Raw genomic sequence first — 16,403 nt, 5'->3', positions numbered from 1 at the left:
CTTTGGACGTTGACAATATTGCACCTAACGCTCTATATGCTCGTACACAGGTTTGAAAATCAGGGGGTAATTAAAGTGATATCATTGGCTTGCCTCCTTGGTCTGGCTTGAATATTGCGTTCAAGCGGAATATATCCTTATCATTAATCACGGTGAGGAATTAATTGTGCACTGTGATTGAGTTAAAGCAGTATAAACACAATTATTTTATTAATTAGTTATTCTTATATGAATCTTTTACATAAGATATGAGTAAAAGACGTGTTTAAATAACTCGTTGGAATTAAATCTTTATTTAATATTTCTCTGTAATCGGCGCGCGGCGTTTGCGTCGCTGATTTATCTTTCTGCTTTTCCAGCTTTTTATCTGTGAAATGCGGTGAGTAGCCGCCATTGCCGTAACGCATAGAGGCGGCCGCACGCCGGCTGTCGTCATTAATCGGATACGGGATTATTGAGGGCGCCCGCGTACACCGATTAACTTGCCTGATGCTTAAAAACTGTAGGTGCCCTGCGCCAGGACGAAGTTCATGCTTTTCAGCCCGGCATGGTGCTGCAGGCTGTTGCTGACGTCGAAGTAAACATAGGCCACCTTGAACTGAAGATCGCTGCGCGGTGTCCAGGTTGTTTCGACCTGATACTGGTTGCCGATAAAGCGCGAGCCCTGCGCGCTGCCTTTCACCGGGCGCATCGGCCCGAGGTAGAAGGCATCCTCGCGGCGTTGCCGCCATAGCGCGTCCCAGCTGAAGTCGATGGACAGGGTTTGCCACGGCGTGATCGTGACCGAAGGATGGATGGCGATCAGGTTCGCCGGCGCCACCAGCCCGTTCTCGGTCAGGTAGGGCAGCTTGGGGTACATGGCGTTAAAGGTATTGAGCTGCCCGTCGTGACCGTTTTTATCGCCGCTGGCGATGCCAATCTTGCCGCCGAAGCGCGGCCGCCAGCGCCAGTCGTTCGCCGTATAGCCGGCGTGCGCCGACGCCGACCAGGCGCGGATGTCGCGCTGTTCCGCGCTGCCGAACTGCCAGGCGGCCTCATTGTCCCAGTCGAAGCCCTGCGCCGCGCCGAAAATGCGCGCGCCGACGGTGTAGCGCCGCTCTTGCCCGCTGAGCTGCGCGTAGTGGGCGTCGTTATCTTCAAAGCCGAAGGTATAAAGATCGAGCGAGGAAGCCAGCGGCGTCAGCGGCGTGGTGCCGTACAGACCCCACACCTTTTGGCTGTTGTCGGTATCGTCGTCGAAACTGCCGGTCTTGAGCGTAATGGGGTGGCCGATAAAGGCGTCGAGGCGGTTTTTGTCCTTGACCCAACTGGCGCGGATAGCGTCGAAGGAGCGGCGCACGTTGGGGCCGTCGCGGGTGCCCAGCAGGTGCAGCGAGCCCAGCGCAATCTCCTGGCGGCCGATCCGCAGGGTGCCGAGGCCGTAGGCGGTGGGCAGTTTCATATCCACATAGCCCTGGCCGAGGTAGGCATGATCTTCGTCGGTCGGCTTGCGCCCGCGGTCGCGCGGCGTGGCCAGCGACGATCCCACCTGCACATAGGCGCCGACATAGTCGCCGTAGTCGAGGCGCGCGCCAACCAGCAAGCGCTGCATGAAGGTGTCGTCGCGTCCGCCGTTCAGATCCCGCTGATCCGTCCATTCATAGCGCTCGCGCAGTGAACCGTCGAAAGACAACGTGGCCGCATCGCCCAACGGGATGTTTTTCCAGGGGGAAGCGGCGGGCTCCGCCGCCAGCGCGGGGAGCGTGGAGAACAGCAACAGTGCGGGTAGCGTGCGTTTCATCATGGATATCCGAAGAAAAAAGCGCGCCGCAGCGCGCCTTGGGTTTATTTAGCCGTCTGGTGAATTTCGGCGATATAGCCGCCGGGGAAGCTCACCAGCGCCGAGGCGCGGCGTTCCGCCGCCGTCGAATGCCACAGCACCTGCGCGCCGCTGGCCGTCGCTTTGGCCAGCGTGGCCGACAGATCGTCGACGCCATAGCCGGTGCGCTCATGGCCGAACGGATAAGGCAGATGCCCGTCGGTGACGAAAATGCGCGTTTTGCCGAAGCGGGAGTCCAGTTCGATCTGGCGGATCTTGCCGTTGCCGTTACGGCCGATCGCCGCATCGCTGACTTGCGCGTCGCTCGCCACCTTGGCGTGCGAGAATGCCCGATAGCTGTTAAGGAAGTCGTCGACGCGATAGGCGGAGAGGTACAGGCGGTTTTCCGGCACGCTCAGCAGCGGCTTGTAGTTGGGCGCTTTGGTGTGCCAATAAAGCTGCATGTTGACGCCGCCGGGCCACTGGATCACTGCGTCGCGGCCAATCGGATCGTCGAAGGGTTCGACCTGCACATCGGCGCCGGCGGCCTTGGCTTGCCGAATGGCGGCGTCCATATCCCTGACCAGAAAACCGTTGCGCTCGGCGCCAAACGGATGCGGGATCGGCGTTTTGAAATCGAACACCGAGAAGCTGCCGGCCGGCGTCAGTATCAGCTGGGAGTAAGTTTCGCTGGGCGTGGGCGTGACGTTGACCAGCACGCGTTCGGTGCTGGTGCCGCCGAAGGTTTTCAGGATGCTGTCGACAAAGGCATCCATCTTGCCGCGTTCGACGTAGACATGGGTGGTGTCATACTGCGGCCCTACGGCGACAGACGCCGTATCGGCCGCCCACGACATCGCCGGGAGCAGCAGCGCAAGGGCCGATATCCTCAGCCGACGAGAAGAAATGCCGATAATATGTTGCATGTTGACCTCCAGGTAGCGGTTATATTCCTGAGTGAAGCGTAATTTTCCATGAGCTTTCCCGTCGGCTGAAAAAATAAAAACCAAAAGCGCAATGCGCGCCGTGAAACATTAACGAAGGGCAAACGTCAGGCGCCCAGGCGAATATCGCGCAGGTGCAGAACATCTATTTTTATGGCGTAAAACGATGGGGCGCCTTTGCCGGCCAAACCCGCTGCCGCTAAGGGACGGCGATGATGAGACCCGCCTCGTCGCGTGTTGAGGTGTATCGAGGATAATCCATAACGGTCATCTCCTTGATGGGATATATCGCATTAACGATGTGAGTTTACGCTCTTCATTGCCCTCTAAATATAAATACAGCATTAAAAGAATTGCCGCCCATCAAATTTTTATATGACTTGTTGAGTAAATACGAATAAGCGGGAAAAGAGAATATCGCGGCGCCTGACAGGGCTGACGGAGAAGGGGAGGCGGTGTTTATCTCGGGAGAGAAAACGGCCTGCCGAAGCAGGCCGTTGGAGGGCGTTACGCCAGATCGAAACGATCGAGGTTCATCACTTTGTTCCAGGCGGCGACGAAGTCGTGGGCGAACTTCTCTTGCCCGTCGGCGCTGCCGTAGACTTCGGCCAGCGCGCGCAGCTGCGCGTGCGAACCGAACACCAGATCGACGCGGGTGCCGGTCCATTTAACCGCGCCGCTGCGGCGATCGCGGCCTTCGAACAGGCCGTCTTCACCGACCGGGTGCCAGGTGGTGCCCATGTCGAGCAGGTTGACGAAGAAGTCGTTGGTCAGCGCCTGCGGGCGATGGGTGAACACGCCGTGCTGCGTGCCGCCGACGTTGGCGCCGAGCACGCGCAGCCCGCCGACCAGCACCGTCATTTCCGGCGCGGTCAGGGTCAACAGCTGCGCCTTGTCGACCAGCAGCGTTTCGGCCGGCACGCGGTATTTGCCCTTCAGGAAGTTGCGGAAACCGTCGGCGAGCGGCTCCATCGCCTCGAAGGAGTCCACGTCGGTCTGTTCCTGCGAGGCGTCCATGCGGCCCGGGGCGAACGGCACCGTCAGGGTGAAACCGGCGTTCTTCGCCGCCTGTTCCACGCCCGCCGCGCCGGCCAGCACGATCAGATCCGCCAGCGAGACGCGCTTGCCGCCGGTCTGCGCATCGTTGAAGGCGCGTTGGATGCTCTCCAGCTTGGCCAGCGTCGCGGCGAGCTGCGCAGGTTGGTTGACCGCCCAGTCCTTTTGCGGCGCCAGGCGAATGCGCGCGCCGTTGGCGCCGCCGCGCTTGTCTGAGCCGCGGAAGCTGGAAGCGGAAGCCCAGGCGGTGGAGACCAGCGCCGACACCGACAGGCCGGAAGCCAGCACGGCGTTTTTCAGCGCGGCGATGTCCTGCTCATCGATCAGCGGATGATCGACCGCCGGGATCGGATCCTGCCAAATCAACGCTTCCTGCGGCACTTCCGGGCCGAGGTAGCGCGCGCGCGGCCCCATGTCGCGGTGGGTCAGCTTGAACCAGGCGCGGGCGAAGGCGTCGGCCAGCTCCTCCGGGTGCTCATAGAAGCGGCGCGAAATCTTCTCGTAGGCCGGATCGAAGCGCAGCGACAGGTCGGTGGTCAGCATGGTTGGGCGGCGTTTTTTGTTGGGATCGAAGGCGTCGGGAATGGTTTCACCGATGTCTTTCGCCACCCACTGGTGCGCGCCGGCCGGGCTTTGGCTCAGCTCCCATTCGTATTCGAACAGGTGGCGGAAGAAGTCATGGTTCCACTGGGTCGGGGTGGTGGTCCAGGTGACTTCCAGGCCGCTGGTGATGGCGTCTTTGCCGACGCCGGTGCCGAAGGTGCTGTGCCAGCCGAGGCCCTGCGCTTCCAGTCCGGCGGCTTCCGGATCGGCGCCGACGTGAGACGCCGGGCCGGCGCCGTGGGTCTTGCCGAAGGTGTGGCCGCCGGCGATCAGCGCCACGGTTTCTTCGTCGTTCATCGCCATGCGGGCGAAGGTTTCACGGATGTCGCGCGCGGCGGCCACCGGATCGGGATTGCCGTCCGGGCCTTCCGGGTTGACGTAAATCAGGCCCATCTGCACCGCCGCCAGCGGGTTTTCCAGATCGCGGTCGCCCGAGTAGCGGCTGTTCGGCCCGCCGCTCAGTTCCAGCCAGATCTTCTCAGAGCCCCAGTAGACGTCGTCCGGCTCCCAGGTGTCGGCGCGGCCGCCGGCGTAGCCGAAGGTTTTGAAGCCCATCGATTCCAGCGCCACGTTGCCGGTCAGGATAATCAGGTCGGCCCAGGAGATGTTGCGGCCGTATTTCTGCTTGATAGGCCACAGCAAACGGCGCGCCTTGTCGAGGCTGACGTTGTCCGGCCAGCTGTTGAGCGGGGCGAAGCGCTGCTGGCCTTCGCCTGCGCCGCCGCGGCCGTCGCCGATGCGGTAGGTGCCGGCGCTGTGCCAGGCCATGCGGATGAACAGGCCGCCGTAGTGGCCGAAGTCCGCCGGCCACCATTCCTGCGAGTCGGTCATCAGGGCGTGCAGATCCTGTTTGACCGCCGCCAGATCGAGGCTGTTGAAGGCATCGGCGTAGTTGAAGTCTTTATCCATCGGATCGGACAGGGGGGAGTGCTGGTGCAGCGGTTTCAGGCTGAGCTGATTAGGCCACCAATCCTGATTGGTGGGGCCGTTCTGCGGTGCGGGCTGCTTGCCGCCCGAAAACGGGCATTTGCTTTCAGTTGTCATAATGCGCTCTCTGCTTCCGTAAAGATGCTCCAGCCGCCGGGCGTGGAGCGGTTAACAAGGCATGCGGGTAAGGCTTGCGTCGGGTGTTGCGCTAAATAACTGAACTCAATCGATTGACGTCACCCTCGCCGCCAACGGGCAAAGGGGGACATAGGGCTAAGCTTAGTCAGCGGCGGCGGAGAGATAAAATAGGAATGAGTGAATATTGTGATAGCTTGCGGCGATTTATGGGTGTGCTATTGATAGTCAACACGCCGCGTTATCGGCGCCGCAACATGAACGCGAGCACTGCGTCCGCCAGCTTGCCGAACGGCGCGCGCAGCAGGTCGGTAAAGCGCCAGCGGCTCTGGATGAAAACGCCTTTGGCGTGGCTCAGCGCCCGAAATCCTTCGATGCCGTGACAGGCTCCCATGCCGCTGGGGCCGATGCCGCCGAACGGCAGGTCGTCCTGGGCGAAGTGCAGCAGGGTGGCGTTGATGCTGACGTTGCCGGAGGCGGTGCGCGCCAGCAGCCGGTCCCGATCCTCGCCCGGCGGGCCGAAGTAGTAGAGCGCGAGCGGGCGGGGCGCGGCGTTGATAACGTCGATCGTTTCATCAAAGGCGGCGTAGGTGCGCACCGGCAGCAGCGGCCCGAAGATCTCTTCTTGCATGATCGCGCTGTCATCGGGGGCGCCGACGATAAGCGTAGGGGCCAGCGTGTTCGGCCGTTCAGACGCCGAGTCCGGGCGGTGGCCGACCGGATGGAGTTGCGCGCCGCGCGCCTGTGCGTCGGCAAGCAGCGCTTGCAAGCGGCGATAGTGCCTGTCGTTGATGATGGCGCCGTAGTCGTCGCCGGTTGGCCCGTCGGGATAAAAGCTTTTAACCGCCGCGTCATAGAGCGCCATGAAGCTTGCCAGATCGTCCTGATGAACCAGCAGGTAATCGGGCGCGATACAGGTTTGGCCCGCGTTCGACAGCTTGCCGAACGCCACGCTCTTGACGTTTCTGGCGTTAACCGCGCCGCGCGCCATAACGGCAGGGCTTTTGCCGCCCAATTCGAGCGTTAACGGCACCAGATGTTTGCCGGCCGCCTGCATGACCTGACGGCCGATCGCCGTGCTGCCGGTGAACACCAGATGGTCGAACGTCAGCTCGCTGAATCTGGCCCCGACGTCCGGCCCGCCGGTCACGACGGCGACCTCATCGGCGGGAAACAGCGCCGCCAGCATCGTTTCGATCAGGCGGCTGGTATGCGGCGTGAGCTCCGAAGGTTTCAGCATCACGCGGTTGCCGGCGGCCAGGGCGGTGGCCAGCGGGATGAAGGTCAACGAGAAGGGATAGTTCCACGGCGCCATGATGCCAATCACGCCCTTGGGCTGATATTGCACATAGGCGCGTGCGGCCTGATACGGCAGGGCGACGTGGCGGCGCTCCGGCTTCATGAAGCGTTTCAGGTTGCGCAGCAGGTAATCGATCGCCTGAACGGTGACCAGAATCTCCAGAATGTCGGTTTCGTAAGGCGAACGGTGGCCGAAGTCCGCGCTGACGGCCGCCGCCAGCGCGGCGCGCTGGGCCAGAATGGCGCTCCGCAAGCGGCGCAGGGCGGCCTTGCGCTGTTGCATCGTCGGCGCGCCGTCGCGCAGGAAGGCGTGGCGCTGGGCGGCAAGCCGCGGCTCCATCGTCATGAGGATGTCATCTCCCTGCACTTGAATTCTCCTGATGCCGAGTGAAAGCGGGAATGCGGTTTGCCGAATTGGGTTTGACCTTAAAGTGAACTTTAAACCTATACTCGTTAAACGATCAACGCAAGATCGTCGGCCAACCGGGATGAGGGAGCCAGAGATCCCGGTGCCGTGCGCAGTATAAACCTTCTTTTTTAACCAGAGTGTAAATGGGAGAAACGACATGGGTTATGTAACGACCAGCGATGGCGTCGAGATTTTCTACAAGGATTGGGGCCCAAAAAACGGCAAGGTTATCTACTTCCACCACGGCTGGCCGCTGTCCAGCGATGACTGGGATGCCCAGATGCTGTTCTTCGTGAACAAAGGGTTCCGCGTGGTTGCGCACGATCGCCGCGGCCACGGCCGCTCCAGCCAGGTGTGGGAAGGGCACGACATGGATCACTACGCCGATGATGTCGCCGCGGTGGTAAAACACCTCGGCGTACAGGGCGCCATGCACGTGGGCCACTCGACCGGCGGCGGCGAGGTGGTGCGCTATATCGTGCGCCACGGCGAGGACAAGGTGTCCAAAGCGGTGCTGATCAGCGCGGTGCCGCCGCTGATGGTGAAAACGGACAGTAACCCGCAGGGCACCCCAAAATCGGTATTCGATGATTTCCAGGCGCAGCTGGCCGCCAACCGGGCGCAATTCTATTACGACGTGCCCGCCGGCCCGTTCTACGGCTATAACCGTCCGGGCGCCAAACCGTCGGAGGCCATTATCTGGAACTGGTGGCGGCAGGGCATGATGGGCGGCGCCAAGGCGCACTATGACGGCATCGTCGCCTTCTCGCAGACCGATTTCACCGAAGATCTCAAGAAGATTGCCATTCCGGTGCTGGTGATCCACGGCGACGACGACCAGGTGGTGCCTTATCAGGATTCCGGCGCGCTGTCGGCCAAGCTGGTGCAAAACGGCACGCTCCATACCTATAAGGGCGCGCCGCACGGCATACCGACTACCCATGCCGATCAGGTCAACGCCGATCTGCTGGCGTTCGTGAACAGTTAAGCGCGAACAAGCACTTTTGCTCCGCCCTGAGTGGGCGGAGTTTTTTTCATTGCGATGAGGAACGCCAATGCAAACGATCCTGGGCGCCAGTGGCCAGATCGCCCAAGAGCTGGCGCGTGAACTGAAGCGCGCGTACACCGATGATTTAAGATTGGTCAGCCGCAACCCGAGGAAGGTCAACGACAGCGATACGCTGGTCGCGGCCGACCTGCTCGATGCACAGCAGACCCTGGCGGCGGTGAAGGGCAGCGACGTGGTGTATTTCGCCGCCGGCCTGCCGCCGGATTCGGCGCTGTGGGAGCGGCAATTTCCGACCATGCTGCAGAATGCGTTGGACGCCAGCCGTACCGCGGGCGTGCCCTTTGTTTATTTCGACAATACCTATATGTATCCGCAGAACGGCGAGCCGCAGACGGAATCGACGCCGTTCGCGCCTCGGGGGCGCAAGGGACGGGTGCGCGCTCTGATGACCGAGAAGGTGCTCGACGAGATGGAGCGCAAGCAGATCCCCGTGCTGATCGGCCGTGCGCCCGAGTTTTATGGGCCGGGAAAAACGCAGAGCTTCACCAATGCGCTGATCGTCGACAGGCTGAAAGCGGGGGAAAAACCGCGCGTGCCGGTTCGCGACGACAGGCTGCGCACGCTGATCTGGACGCCCGACGCCAGCCGTGGGTTAGCCCGGCTCGGCAATACGCCCGACGCGTTCGGCCAGACGTGGCATCTCCCGTGCTGCGACGAGCGGCTCACCTATGCGCAGTTCGCCGCGTTGGCCTGCGAGGTGTTTGGGAAGGACATTTCATATTCCGTTATCGGCAAATGGGCGTTGATCGCCGCGGGGTTGGTTTCGTCCGGGGCGCGAGAGATGCGCGAGCTGCTGCCGCGCTACGAGCACGATAACCTGTTCGACTCGACCAAGTTCAAACAGCGTTTTCCCGACTTCGCCGTCACGACGTATCGCGCCGGGCTGGAAACGATTTGGCGGGAGTGGAAAAACGCGCAAGCGCCGCGCTGAGGCGTCCGTCGCGCCATGAGCAGGCGCATTCGGCACCCTGTCATCACTCTGCCCTCATGATCCTCTCGCACCGTCTCGATCGGCGCGAGCGAGCCTCGCCCTTCACCGGGCGGGGCTTTTTATTGGCTGCGGCAGCGCGTCACCAGTGATAGCTGATGCCCATATCGAGTTTGTCTGACGCATCGACGCCGGGGGCGTGGCGAGAAAGGTTATTGAATTCATAGTTAATAAACACCTGCATGTTGCTATTGAGCAACCAGGTCACGCCTAACTCCTCGTAGTTCAATAAGTCGGTGTTGCGGCCTGCCCGGGCCTGTATCAAACGGGTATAGCCGATGTTGGGCTGAATATGGTCCGTCAGCCGGTATTTGGCGAGCGCTTCATAACTGGACGCCGAGCCGCGGTTAGCGGTTTGTTGCGGGCTGATGGCGTTGTCGCTTTGGGTGAACACGGCCGCGAGATAGATTTTTTTCGACGCATAGAGAACCCCCTCGGCCAGCGTATCGATGCGCCGACGATAGCCGGCGGCGCGTTGCTGCCGCTGCGTGGTTTGAGACGCCGAAGCGGCGGCGATGAGGCTGAGCGTCGGCGTCAGCGCATAGCGGAAGGAGGCGCCGAACCCGTTGCCGTTTTGTTTGCCCAGCGCCTGTCGATCGTCGCCGTCTTTGAACTGATACTGCAGCGCGAGGGCGGCGTGCCGCTGAAACAGGCTGAAAGGTTTGCGGTAAGTGAGCAGGTTGTGCGCCCGGCCGCGCATAAAGTTGTCGATGTAGTTGTAGGCCATTTCTCTGAACAGCGGGGAGCGATCGGTCAGGGCGGTCACATCATAGAGCACGCCCCAGTTGCGGCCGATATCGAGGCTGCCCAGGGCGGCGTTCTGCACGCCGAGGTAGGCGAGCCGGGTGCTGTTTCGGGTGGCGTCGGCGAAGCTGACGGTATATTCCCAATGGGCGTAGGCCCGCCAGCGCGGCGCGATCTTTTTTTTGCCGATCAGGCCGAAATAGAGATAGCTGCGGTCGCCGTCGTCGCGTTCGCTTTGGCCGCTGTAGCGTCTGGCGATAATCGTGCCGTAGAAATTCAGGCTGCTGTGTTGCGATACCGTCAGCGGCACGGCGAAGGCGCTGCGCGGCAACAGGGCCAGCAGCGGGAGCCACAGGCTCGCCGAAAAAGCGCGAGGATTGCATTTTATCATGATGACGCCGTCCCTGTGCGCGGCAAGCCGGCCGGCTTGCCGTCCTGGTGAAGCTTAAGCGTGCGTGACGTGTTTAAAGTAGCTGACGATCCCCTGCGTGATGGCGGTGGCGATTTTATTTCGGAATGCAGGGGTACCCAGCAGCCTTTCTTCCTCGGGGTTGGTGATGAACGAGGTTTCCACCAATACCGAAGGAATGTACGGGGATTTCAACACCACGAAGGCCGCCTGTTCGGTATTTTTGGCATGCAAATGATGGATGGGCGCAATATGTTGGATCAGGTGCGAGCCCAGCGTCAGGCTTTCTTTGATGGTTTCCGTTTGTTCCAAATCAAACAGTATCTTCTGCAAATAGCGATCTTTCTTGATGACGTGGGGGCCGGCGAGATCGTCCGCCGCGTTTTCACTGTTCGATAAGTATTTCGCCATCGCGCTGCTGGCGCCCTTAGTGGAAAGCGCAAAGACCGAAGCGCCGCAGGCGCTGGGGCAGGTAAAGCCGTCGGCGTGAATCGACATGAAAAGATCCGCGCCATGCCGGTGCGCGATCTCCACCCGATCGTACAGCGGAATAAAAACGTCGCTGTCGCGCGTCAGGCGGGCATCGATGCCGTGTCGATCGAGCTGCGCCCGCACGTTTCTGGCGATCGCCAGAACGACATGTTTTTCCAGCGAACCGGTGTGGCCAATGGCGCCGGAGTCGATGCCGCCATGGCCGGGATCCAACATGACCAGGAATCGTTTTCGCGCACCCTGAGGGCCCGCCTGTTTTTTGGGGCGTGGCAAGCCGTGGGCGCCAGCCAGCGGAGAAACGGCGCTATTGAGCGCCAGAGCCGCCAGCCCGGCCAGCATCATTCTGCGGCGGGACAAGCGCGTGTTCAAAAGGTCCTTCTTAGCCATAAGGTTAACCCGCATAAAGGGAAGGTCGTTGTGTTATAACATAACAACTTATGCTGGCATCATCGTCGTCTGTTAGCGCCTGTTACTTTTAATGTCATTCTATAAATCAACTGGTTTTTTATACTGAGTATAGTTATTTGGTTGGGTTTTTATATTGTAACTTATTTGTATTTCATTTGTTAATTCTCATTTTGAAACACTATGCAATTCAATATTTCAAATGAGATTTATTACCATCCAATAATGATATGTTATAACGTAATTACAAAAATTGATAAAAACGGCGTCTTTGCCGCCGGCATGCCGGCATAAAGACACCCACGTTTTTGGAGCGTTAACATGACTTTTAAACACCAGGAAAAAGAGACGCTAAATCTATTCGCGGTTCTCGCCGTCTCGTTAAGCACGGTCATCGCCATGCTCGACAGCACCATCGCCAACGTAGCGCTGCCGGTGATCGCGAAAGATTTCGCCGTTTCCGAATCGGCCTCCATCATGATTATCAATGCCTACCAGTTTGCCGTCGTCGCGTCGTTGATGCCCTTTGCGGCGCTGGGCAGAGCGGTGGGCAATAAAAAAATCTTTATGGCCGGGGTGGTGCTGTTTGCTTTCTCCTCGTTGGGCTGCGCGCTTTCCGACACGCTGGCGATGCTGACGGCGTTCCGAGTGATACAGGGCTTCGGCGCGGCGGCGGTGCTCAGCGTCAATGCGGCGCTGATCAAGGAGATCTACCCGGCAAGGCTGCTGGGGCGCGGCCTGGGGATTAACGTGATGGTGGTGTCGGTTTCCGCCGCCGCCGGGCCGTCCATCGCCTCGGCGATACTTTCTCAAACGAGCTGGAACTGGCTGTTCACCATCAATGTTCCCATCGCCTGCCTGTCGCTGCTGCTGAGCGTGATATTTCTGGGCTCCCGCGAGCGGCGCAGCGTTGGCTTCGACAGCGGGGGCGCCCTGTTGGTGTTTGTGCTGTTTATCGCTTTCTCGCTCAGCACGATGAGCATGACCACCCGCCATCTGCCGGCGGCGGCGCTGAGCTTTGCGGTATTCGCCGGACTGGCCGGGTGGCTGTACATCAATCAGAAAAGAAAGGCCAACGCCGCGCTGATCCCGGTCGCGATGCTGCATAACCCGACGCTGTCATTGTCTTTGCTGATGTCGATGCTGTCTTACAGCACCCAGCTTTTGGCTTTTGTATCGCTGCCTTTTTATTTCCACAATGTCCTGCAAAGAAACGTGGTGGAAATCGGTCTGCTGCTGACCGCCTGGCCGCTGGCCACCATGGTTTCGTCGTTGATTTCCGGCGATTTGACCAAGAAATACGATCCCAATCTCGTCGCCCTGTCAGGCCTCGCCTGCTTGTTGGCCGGCATGCTGCTGATGGCCAACCTGCCGGCCGATCCGTCGAATGGGGCGATCGTATGGCGTGTGGCGCTGTGCGGCATCGGTTTCGGCCTGTTTCAATCACCGAACAACCTGCTGATCATGACCTCGGTCTCTCATGAAAACAGCAGCATCGCCAGCGGTCTGTTGGGCAGTTCCCGGTTGATCGGGCAAATCGTCGGTTCGGCGTTAGTGGCGATTTTCTTCAATATGCGCGGCGCGCAAGCGACGACTATCAGCTTAATGGCGGGGGCGGCGTTCTCGTTTCTCTCTGGCCGTGAGCTATATGCGCTTCAAGTCCGCCGTTACGTTAAAAACCAGCAAATAAGCACGTTCGAGGTTTCCCATGCGATTCATCCACCTGGTGCCGCTCATTATCGGGATGGCGGCGTTTTCCCTCAGCGGCTGCTCGACCTACCACGACGTGGCGCTGCAACAAAAAGAGGCGGGGCTCAATAGCCCGTATTATCTGTTGCAGCCGCCGGTGTATGTCGGCGATCGGCTGAAATACGGCCTGAAGGACGGCAGCGGCGGTGAGCTGACGGTTGCGAAGGTTGAACCGAAAGACATCGTTGCCGACAGCGGAAAAATCATTCCCCTGTCGCAACTCTCTTTCCTGCAGCGAAAAGACATTTCCGAAGGAAAAACCGCCGCGTTGGTCGGCGGCGGCGCGGTCGCCACCGCGGCGATCGTTTTCGTTGCCGGGATCACCATCATGGCCGCCGGCATCGCCGCCTCGGCCTGACACTATTCATCGACGCGCGCCATTGCGCGTGCGCGCAGGAGGCCTCATGGCCGTAAAACTGACATTCATCGCCACCGCCTTGCTGGCGATAGCCGCTTTGCCGATGCTGCCTTGCGCCGGCGCCAGCCAGCCGGAAGCGGCCGCGCTGCCGCAGAGCGCGGCGGCGCAAACGCTGCCCGGCAGCTACCCGCGGATCGTCATCACCGGCAACTGCCCCTTCGGCGTGATCCTGGCCAACGAGGCGGCCTATCGGCACGTCGTCGGCGTCGGCCCCTGGGCGTTCATGCATGCCGATAGGCATGTGTTGAAAGACATGAAGCCTGACATCGGCAGGATCACGTCCGATTTCATCAATAAGGACTATCGGGTCAACATGGAGTCGTTAATGAATCTGCGGCCCGACATCATTTATTACTACGGCAAAAGCCAGGACGATCGGCTGGAAAGGGCGGGCGTGATGACGGTCGATCTGGACGCCGGCGGGAAGACCAAATACCAGCCGATGGTCACCCAGGTGTATTGGGAAAATACCTTCGCCGACACCCTCGGCCTGCCGCGCACGCATAAATTCAAAGACGCCTGGGAAAGGACCCTGAAGCAGATCCGCCCCTATGCCGCCGCCATCCGCGCGCAGCACGTCAGGGCATTATATCTGGAAGAAAGCGACGGCAGGCAGTTGAAGGTGAGCGGCCCGCACACCTACGGCGACACCTATCTGAAAATGGCCGGCATGGATAACGTCGCCGGGGATTTGCCGGTGAAGGGCGATGCCGGCAGGTACATCAACGTGTCGATGGAGCAGATCATGGCCTGGGATCCGGATGTGATTTTCGTGGTGTTCGGCAGCGCCAAAGCGCTGCTGCACGGGGGGATCCCCGGCCAGGCGTGGGAGACGCTCAGGGCGGTGAAAAACGGCAAGGTTTTCTCGACGCCGGTGGGCATTCACAACTGGGGGGGCCTGTCGGCGGAAACGTCACTGTTGCCGCTGTTCATGATCAACCGATACGCGCCCGAAGACATTAGCGACAAGACGCTGCGGCAGGAGACGCGTCGTTATTATCAGACGATGTTCTCCTACGCGATCCCGGACCGGTTGCTGGATGAGGTGCTGGCGCAACGCTAGCGCCACGGTTGAATAGCGTTAATCCATTGGAGGAGCTTGGGGATGCCGGGCAGAGGAAAATATGCGGCGATCATGGCGGGATTGTTCATTTCGCTGTGTGCAGTCGCCTTCGCATCGCTGTTTGCCGGCCGCTACGCCTTGTCGGCCCATGATGTGGCGCAGATTTTATGGCAGGGGAACATGCCGGGGGAAAACCAGGCCCGCTATTCGGTGATTTTTAACCTGCGCGCGCCGCGGGTAGTGGCGGTGATGCTGGTGGGCGGCGGGTTGGCGGTCGCCGGCGCGACCTTTCAGGCGGTGCTGAAAAACGCATTGGCCAGCCCGGACGTGCTGGGTACGTCTTCCGCCTCCGCCTTTGGCGCTGCGCTGGGCATTCTATTGAGTTTGCCTTTTGCCCTGAGTTCGCTGCTGTCGTTTCTTTTCGGCGTGGTGAGCCTGTTGCTGGTGCTCGGCATCTGCCGCCTCAAACGCCGGCAGGATGCGCTCACCACGATTTTGTCCGGCATGATTATCGCGTCGCTGTTTATCGCGTTTGTCTCGGTCATAAAATATGTCGCCGATCCGCAGGATACCTTGCCGGCGATCGTCTTCTGGCTGATGGGCAGCTTCGCTTCGGTAGCGAAAGCGCAGGTTTATTGGCTGATCCCGCTGTTTGCGGCGTGTTACCTGACTATCTACCGGCTCAGGTGGAATATGAACATTCTCTCTCTTGGGGACGACGAGGCGCGCATCGCCGGTCTGAATCCGCCTCGGCTGAAGATCCTGTTGCTGATCGCCGCCTCTCTGCTGGTTTCCGCCTCGGTGAGCTTGGCCGGCGTGGTGGGGTGGGTCGGCTTGGTGATCCCGCATTTGGTGCGAAGCGTATTGGGGTATAACCACGGTCGCCTGATCCCGGCTTCGGCGCTGAGCGGGGCGCTGTTTTTGCTGGTGATCGACAATATCGCCAGAGGCGCTACCTACGCTGAAATCCCGATCGGCATCCTGACCGCGCTGATCGGCGCGCCGCTTTTCGCCCTCCTTTTTATTATGAGCAGCAAACATGATCACTGTTAGCCAGTTGACCCTGGGGTTCAAAGGGTGTGAGCCCATTCTCGACAACGTCAGTTTTCATCTGAAACGCGGTGAGATCCTCAGCGTGCTCGGGCCGAACGGCGCCGGTAAAACCACGCTGCTGAGACATGTCGCGGGCCTGTGCCGGCCCCTGTCAGGCGTTTGCCAGATCGGCCATATCGATAATCGGCCCGCCCGACTGGCCTATGTGCCGCAGGCGAAAACGCCGCATTTCGCGTATGGCGTGCTCGATTTTGTCACTTTCGGCTGCGCTCGCCAGGCGGGGTGGTTCGCCGGGCCGCGGCGGCAAGATTTCGCCAAGGCGCAGGCGGTGTTGCACGCGCTGGAGATCGCGCCGCTGGCGCAGAAAAACATCAATCAGATCAGCGGCGGGGAACTGCAGATGTGTTATTTCGCCAAGGCGCTGGCGGCGGACCCCGACGTCATGATCCTCGACGAACCGGAGTCGAACCTGGATTTTTACAATCAGGCTAAAATGATCGAGATGCTCTGGCGCCTCGCCAAAGAGCGGCAGATGACGATCGTGCTGAATACGCATTTTCTGCATTACGCCGATCGCATCTCCGACAAGTGCCTGCTGATGAATAAGCGACAGTGCATGTTTGGCGATAAAAACGCCTTGCTGCAAGAGGATATCCTGGAGCGCTACTTCCAGGTGCCGGTGAGAAAGTGCCGGTACGAATATGCCGGCGTCAGCGAAGAAACGTTCATTGTCGCGCTACGGCACCCCGCTTGAGCGCCGCCAGTGCGAGGGCGATTGAGGGATATCCCTCATTGCGGCCCCGCCGGCGGTTATTTAAGCTGAAAGAGAAATGCAACGGTGA

The 16,403-nt window shown here is 60.2% G+C and carries 13 protein-coding genes; 7 read left to right on the top strand and 6 right to left on the bottom strand.

Annotation, left to right across the window (positions count from 1 at the left end; translation table 11 throughout):
- Positions 1–493: 493 nt before the first annotated feature.
- From ACP3TA_RS22065 to ACP3TA_RS22050, 4 genes are all read right to left on the bottom strand, one after another.
- Complete coding sequence (locus ACP3TA_RS22065; RefSeq protein WP_426784434.1) at positions 494–1,780, bottom strand: alginate export family protein; 1,287 nt, start codon at positions 1,778–1,780, stop codon at positions 494–496.
- 44 nt (positions 1,781–1,824) lie between these two features.
- Positions 1,825–2,724, bottom strand: coding sequence for a VOC family protein (locus tag ACP3TA_RS22060; RefSeq protein ID WP_162997205.1), 900 nt, complete (start codon positions 2,722–2,724; stop codon positions 1,825–1,827).
- Positions 2,725–3,249: 525 nt separating this feature from the next.
- Entirely contained in the window at positions 3,250–5,445 is a 2,196-nt protein-coding gene (gene katG, locus ACP3TA_RS22055) for a catalase/peroxidase HPI (protein WP_089194944.1), read from the bottom strand.
- A gap of 259 nt (positions 5,446–5,704) precedes the next feature.
- Positions 5,705–7,108 carry a coniferyl aldehyde dehydrogenase gene (locus tag ACP3TA_RS22050; protein WP_069100328.1) on the bottom strand — a complete coding sequence of 468 codons (1,404 nt, stop codon included), beginning with the start codon at positions 7,106–7,108 and terminating at the stop codon, positions 5,705–5,707.
- Between the two features lie 220 nt (positions 7,109–7,328).
- Between ACP3TA_RS22050 and ACP3TA_RS22045 the strand changes: the two genes are divergently transcribed.
- Together ACP3TA_RS22045 and ACP3TA_RS22040 are read left to right on the top strand one after the other, a co-directional pair.
- Positions 7,329–8,159 carry an alpha/beta fold hydrolase gene (locus ACP3TA_RS22045; protein WP_033643735.1) on the top strand — a complete coding sequence of 277 codons (831 nt, stop codon included), beginning with the start codon at positions 7,329–7,331 and terminating at the stop codon, positions 8,157–8,159.
- 67 nt (positions 8,160–8,226) lie between these two features.
- A complete protein-coding gene (locus tag ACP3TA_RS22040) occupies positions 8,227–9,171 on the top strand; it encodes an NAD-dependent epimerase/dehydratase family protein (protein ID WP_046687430.1) in 945 nt (314 codons plus the stop codon).
- A 139-nt stretch (positions 9,172–9,310) separates the two neighbouring features.
- Here the strand turns inward: ACP3TA_RS22040 and ACP3TA_RS22035 are convergent, their stop codons facing one another.
- Entirely contained in the window at positions 9,311–10,363 is a 1,053-nt protein-coding gene (locus ACP3TA_RS22035; protein ID WP_033651859.1) for a porin, read from the bottom strand.
- 54 nt (positions 10,364–10,417) lie between these two features.
- The gene (amiA, locus tag ACP3TA_RS22030) at positions 10,418–11,260 is read right to left on the bottom strand and encodes an N-acetylmuramoyl-L-alanine amidase AmiA (protein WP_096242405.1); all 843 of its coding nucleotides are present in this window, start codon (positions 11,258–11,260) and stop codon (positions 10,418–10,420) included.
- Between the two features lie 339 nt (positions 11,261–11,599).
- Here amiA and ACP3TA_RS22025 point away from each other — a divergent pair, with 339 nt between their 5' ends.
- The 5 genes from ACP3TA_RS22025 to ACP3TA_RS22005 are packed head-to-tail and all read left to right on the top strand — an operon-like array spanning position 11,600 to position 16,315.
- Positions 11,600–13,099: an MFS transporter gene (locus tag ACP3TA_RS22025; protein ID WP_426784433.1), complete on the top strand. Its 1,500-nt coding sequence runs from the start codon at positions 11,600–11,602 to the stop codon at positions 13,097–13,099.
- Complete coding sequence (locus ACP3TA_RS22020; protein ID WP_426784432.1) at positions 13,065–13,385, top strand: hypothetical protein; 321 nt, start codon at positions 13,065–13,067, stop codon at positions 13,383–13,385. The genes ACP3TA_RS22025 and ACP3TA_RS22020 overlap by 35 nt, the downstream gene beginning before the upstream one ends.
- A gap of 46 nt (positions 13,386–13,431) precedes the next feature.
- Positions 13,432–14,508 (top strand): ABC transporter substrate-binding protein, encoded by a 1,077-nt coding sequence (locus ACP3TA_RS22015; protein WP_228287457.1) that lies wholly within the window; start codon positions 13,432–13,434, stop codon positions 14,506–14,508.
- Positions 14,509–14,550: 42 nt separating this feature from the next.
- A complete protein-coding gene (locus ACP3TA_RS22010; RefSeq protein WP_142002659.1) occupies positions 14,551–15,561 on the top strand; it encodes a FecCD family ABC transporter permease in 1,011 nt (336 codons plus the stop codon).
- Entirely contained in the window at positions 15,548–16,315 is a 768-nt protein-coding gene (locus ACP3TA_RS22005) for an ABC transporter ATP-binding protein (RefSeq protein ID WP_033651856.1), read from the top strand. The genes ACP3TA_RS22010 and ACP3TA_RS22005 overlap by 14 nt, the downstream gene beginning before the upstream one ends.
- Positions 16,316–16,403 lie beyond the last annotated feature (88 nt).

Origin of the sequence: Serratia sp. 2C06, from assembly GCF_050037615.1 — a bacterium.
Classification (GTDB): domain Bacteria; phylum Pseudomonadota; class Gammaproteobacteria; order Enterobacterales; family Enterobacteriaceae; genus Serratia; species Serratia ureilytica.
The sequence above is the reverse complement of the archived record's forward strand: the minus strand, read 5'-3'. Positions and strand labels throughout refer to the sequence as shown.

Coding starts and splice junctions, on each gene's coding strand:
- ACP3TA_RS22060 (WP_162997205.1), bottom strand. CDS start 2,724: ATGCAACATATTATCGGCATTTCTTCTCGTCGGCTGAGGATATCGGCC.
- katG (WP_089194944.1), bottom strand. CDS start 5,445: ATGACAACTGAAAGCAAATGCCCGTTTTCGGGCGGCAAGCAGCCCGCA.
- ACP3TA_RS22050 (WP_069100328.1), bottom strand. CDS start 7,108: ATGACGATGGAGCCGCGGCTTGCCGCCCAGCGCCACGCCTTCCTGCGC.
- ACP3TA_RS22015 (WP_228287457.1), top strand. CDS start 13,432: ATGGCCGTAAAACTGACATTCATCGCCACCGCCTTGCTGGCGATAGCC.
- ACP3TA_RS22065 (WP_426784434.1), bottom strand. CDS start 1,780: ATGAAACGCACGCTACCCGCACTGTTGCTGTTCTCCACGCTCCCCGCG.
- ACP3TA_RS22045 (WP_033643735.1), top strand. CDS start 7,329: ATGGGTTATGTAACGACCAGCGATGGCGTCGAGATTTTCTACAAGGAT.
- ACP3TA_RS22010 (WP_142002659.1), top strand. CDS start 14,551: ATGCCGGGCAGAGGAAAATATGCGGCGATCATGGCGGGATTGTTCATT.
- ACP3TA_RS22005 (WP_033651856.1), top strand. CDS start 15,548: ATGATCACTGTTAGCCAGTTGACCCTGGGGTTCAAAGGGTGTGAGCCC.
- amiA (WP_096242405.1), bottom strand. CDS start 11,260: ATGGCTAAGAAGGACCTTTTGAACACGCGCTTGTCCCGCCGCAGAATG.
- ACP3TA_RS22025 (WP_426784433.1), top strand. CDS start 11,600: ATGACTTTTAAACACCAGGAAAAAGAGACGCTAAATCTATTCGCGGTT.
- ACP3TA_RS22035 (WP_033651859.1), bottom strand. CDS start 10,363: ATGATAAAATGCAATCCTCGCGCTTTTTCGGCGAGCCTGTGGCTCCCG.
- ACP3TA_RS22040 (WP_046687430.1), top strand. CDS start 8,227: ATGCAAACGATCCTGGGCGCCAGTGGCCAGATCGCCCAAGAGCTGGCG.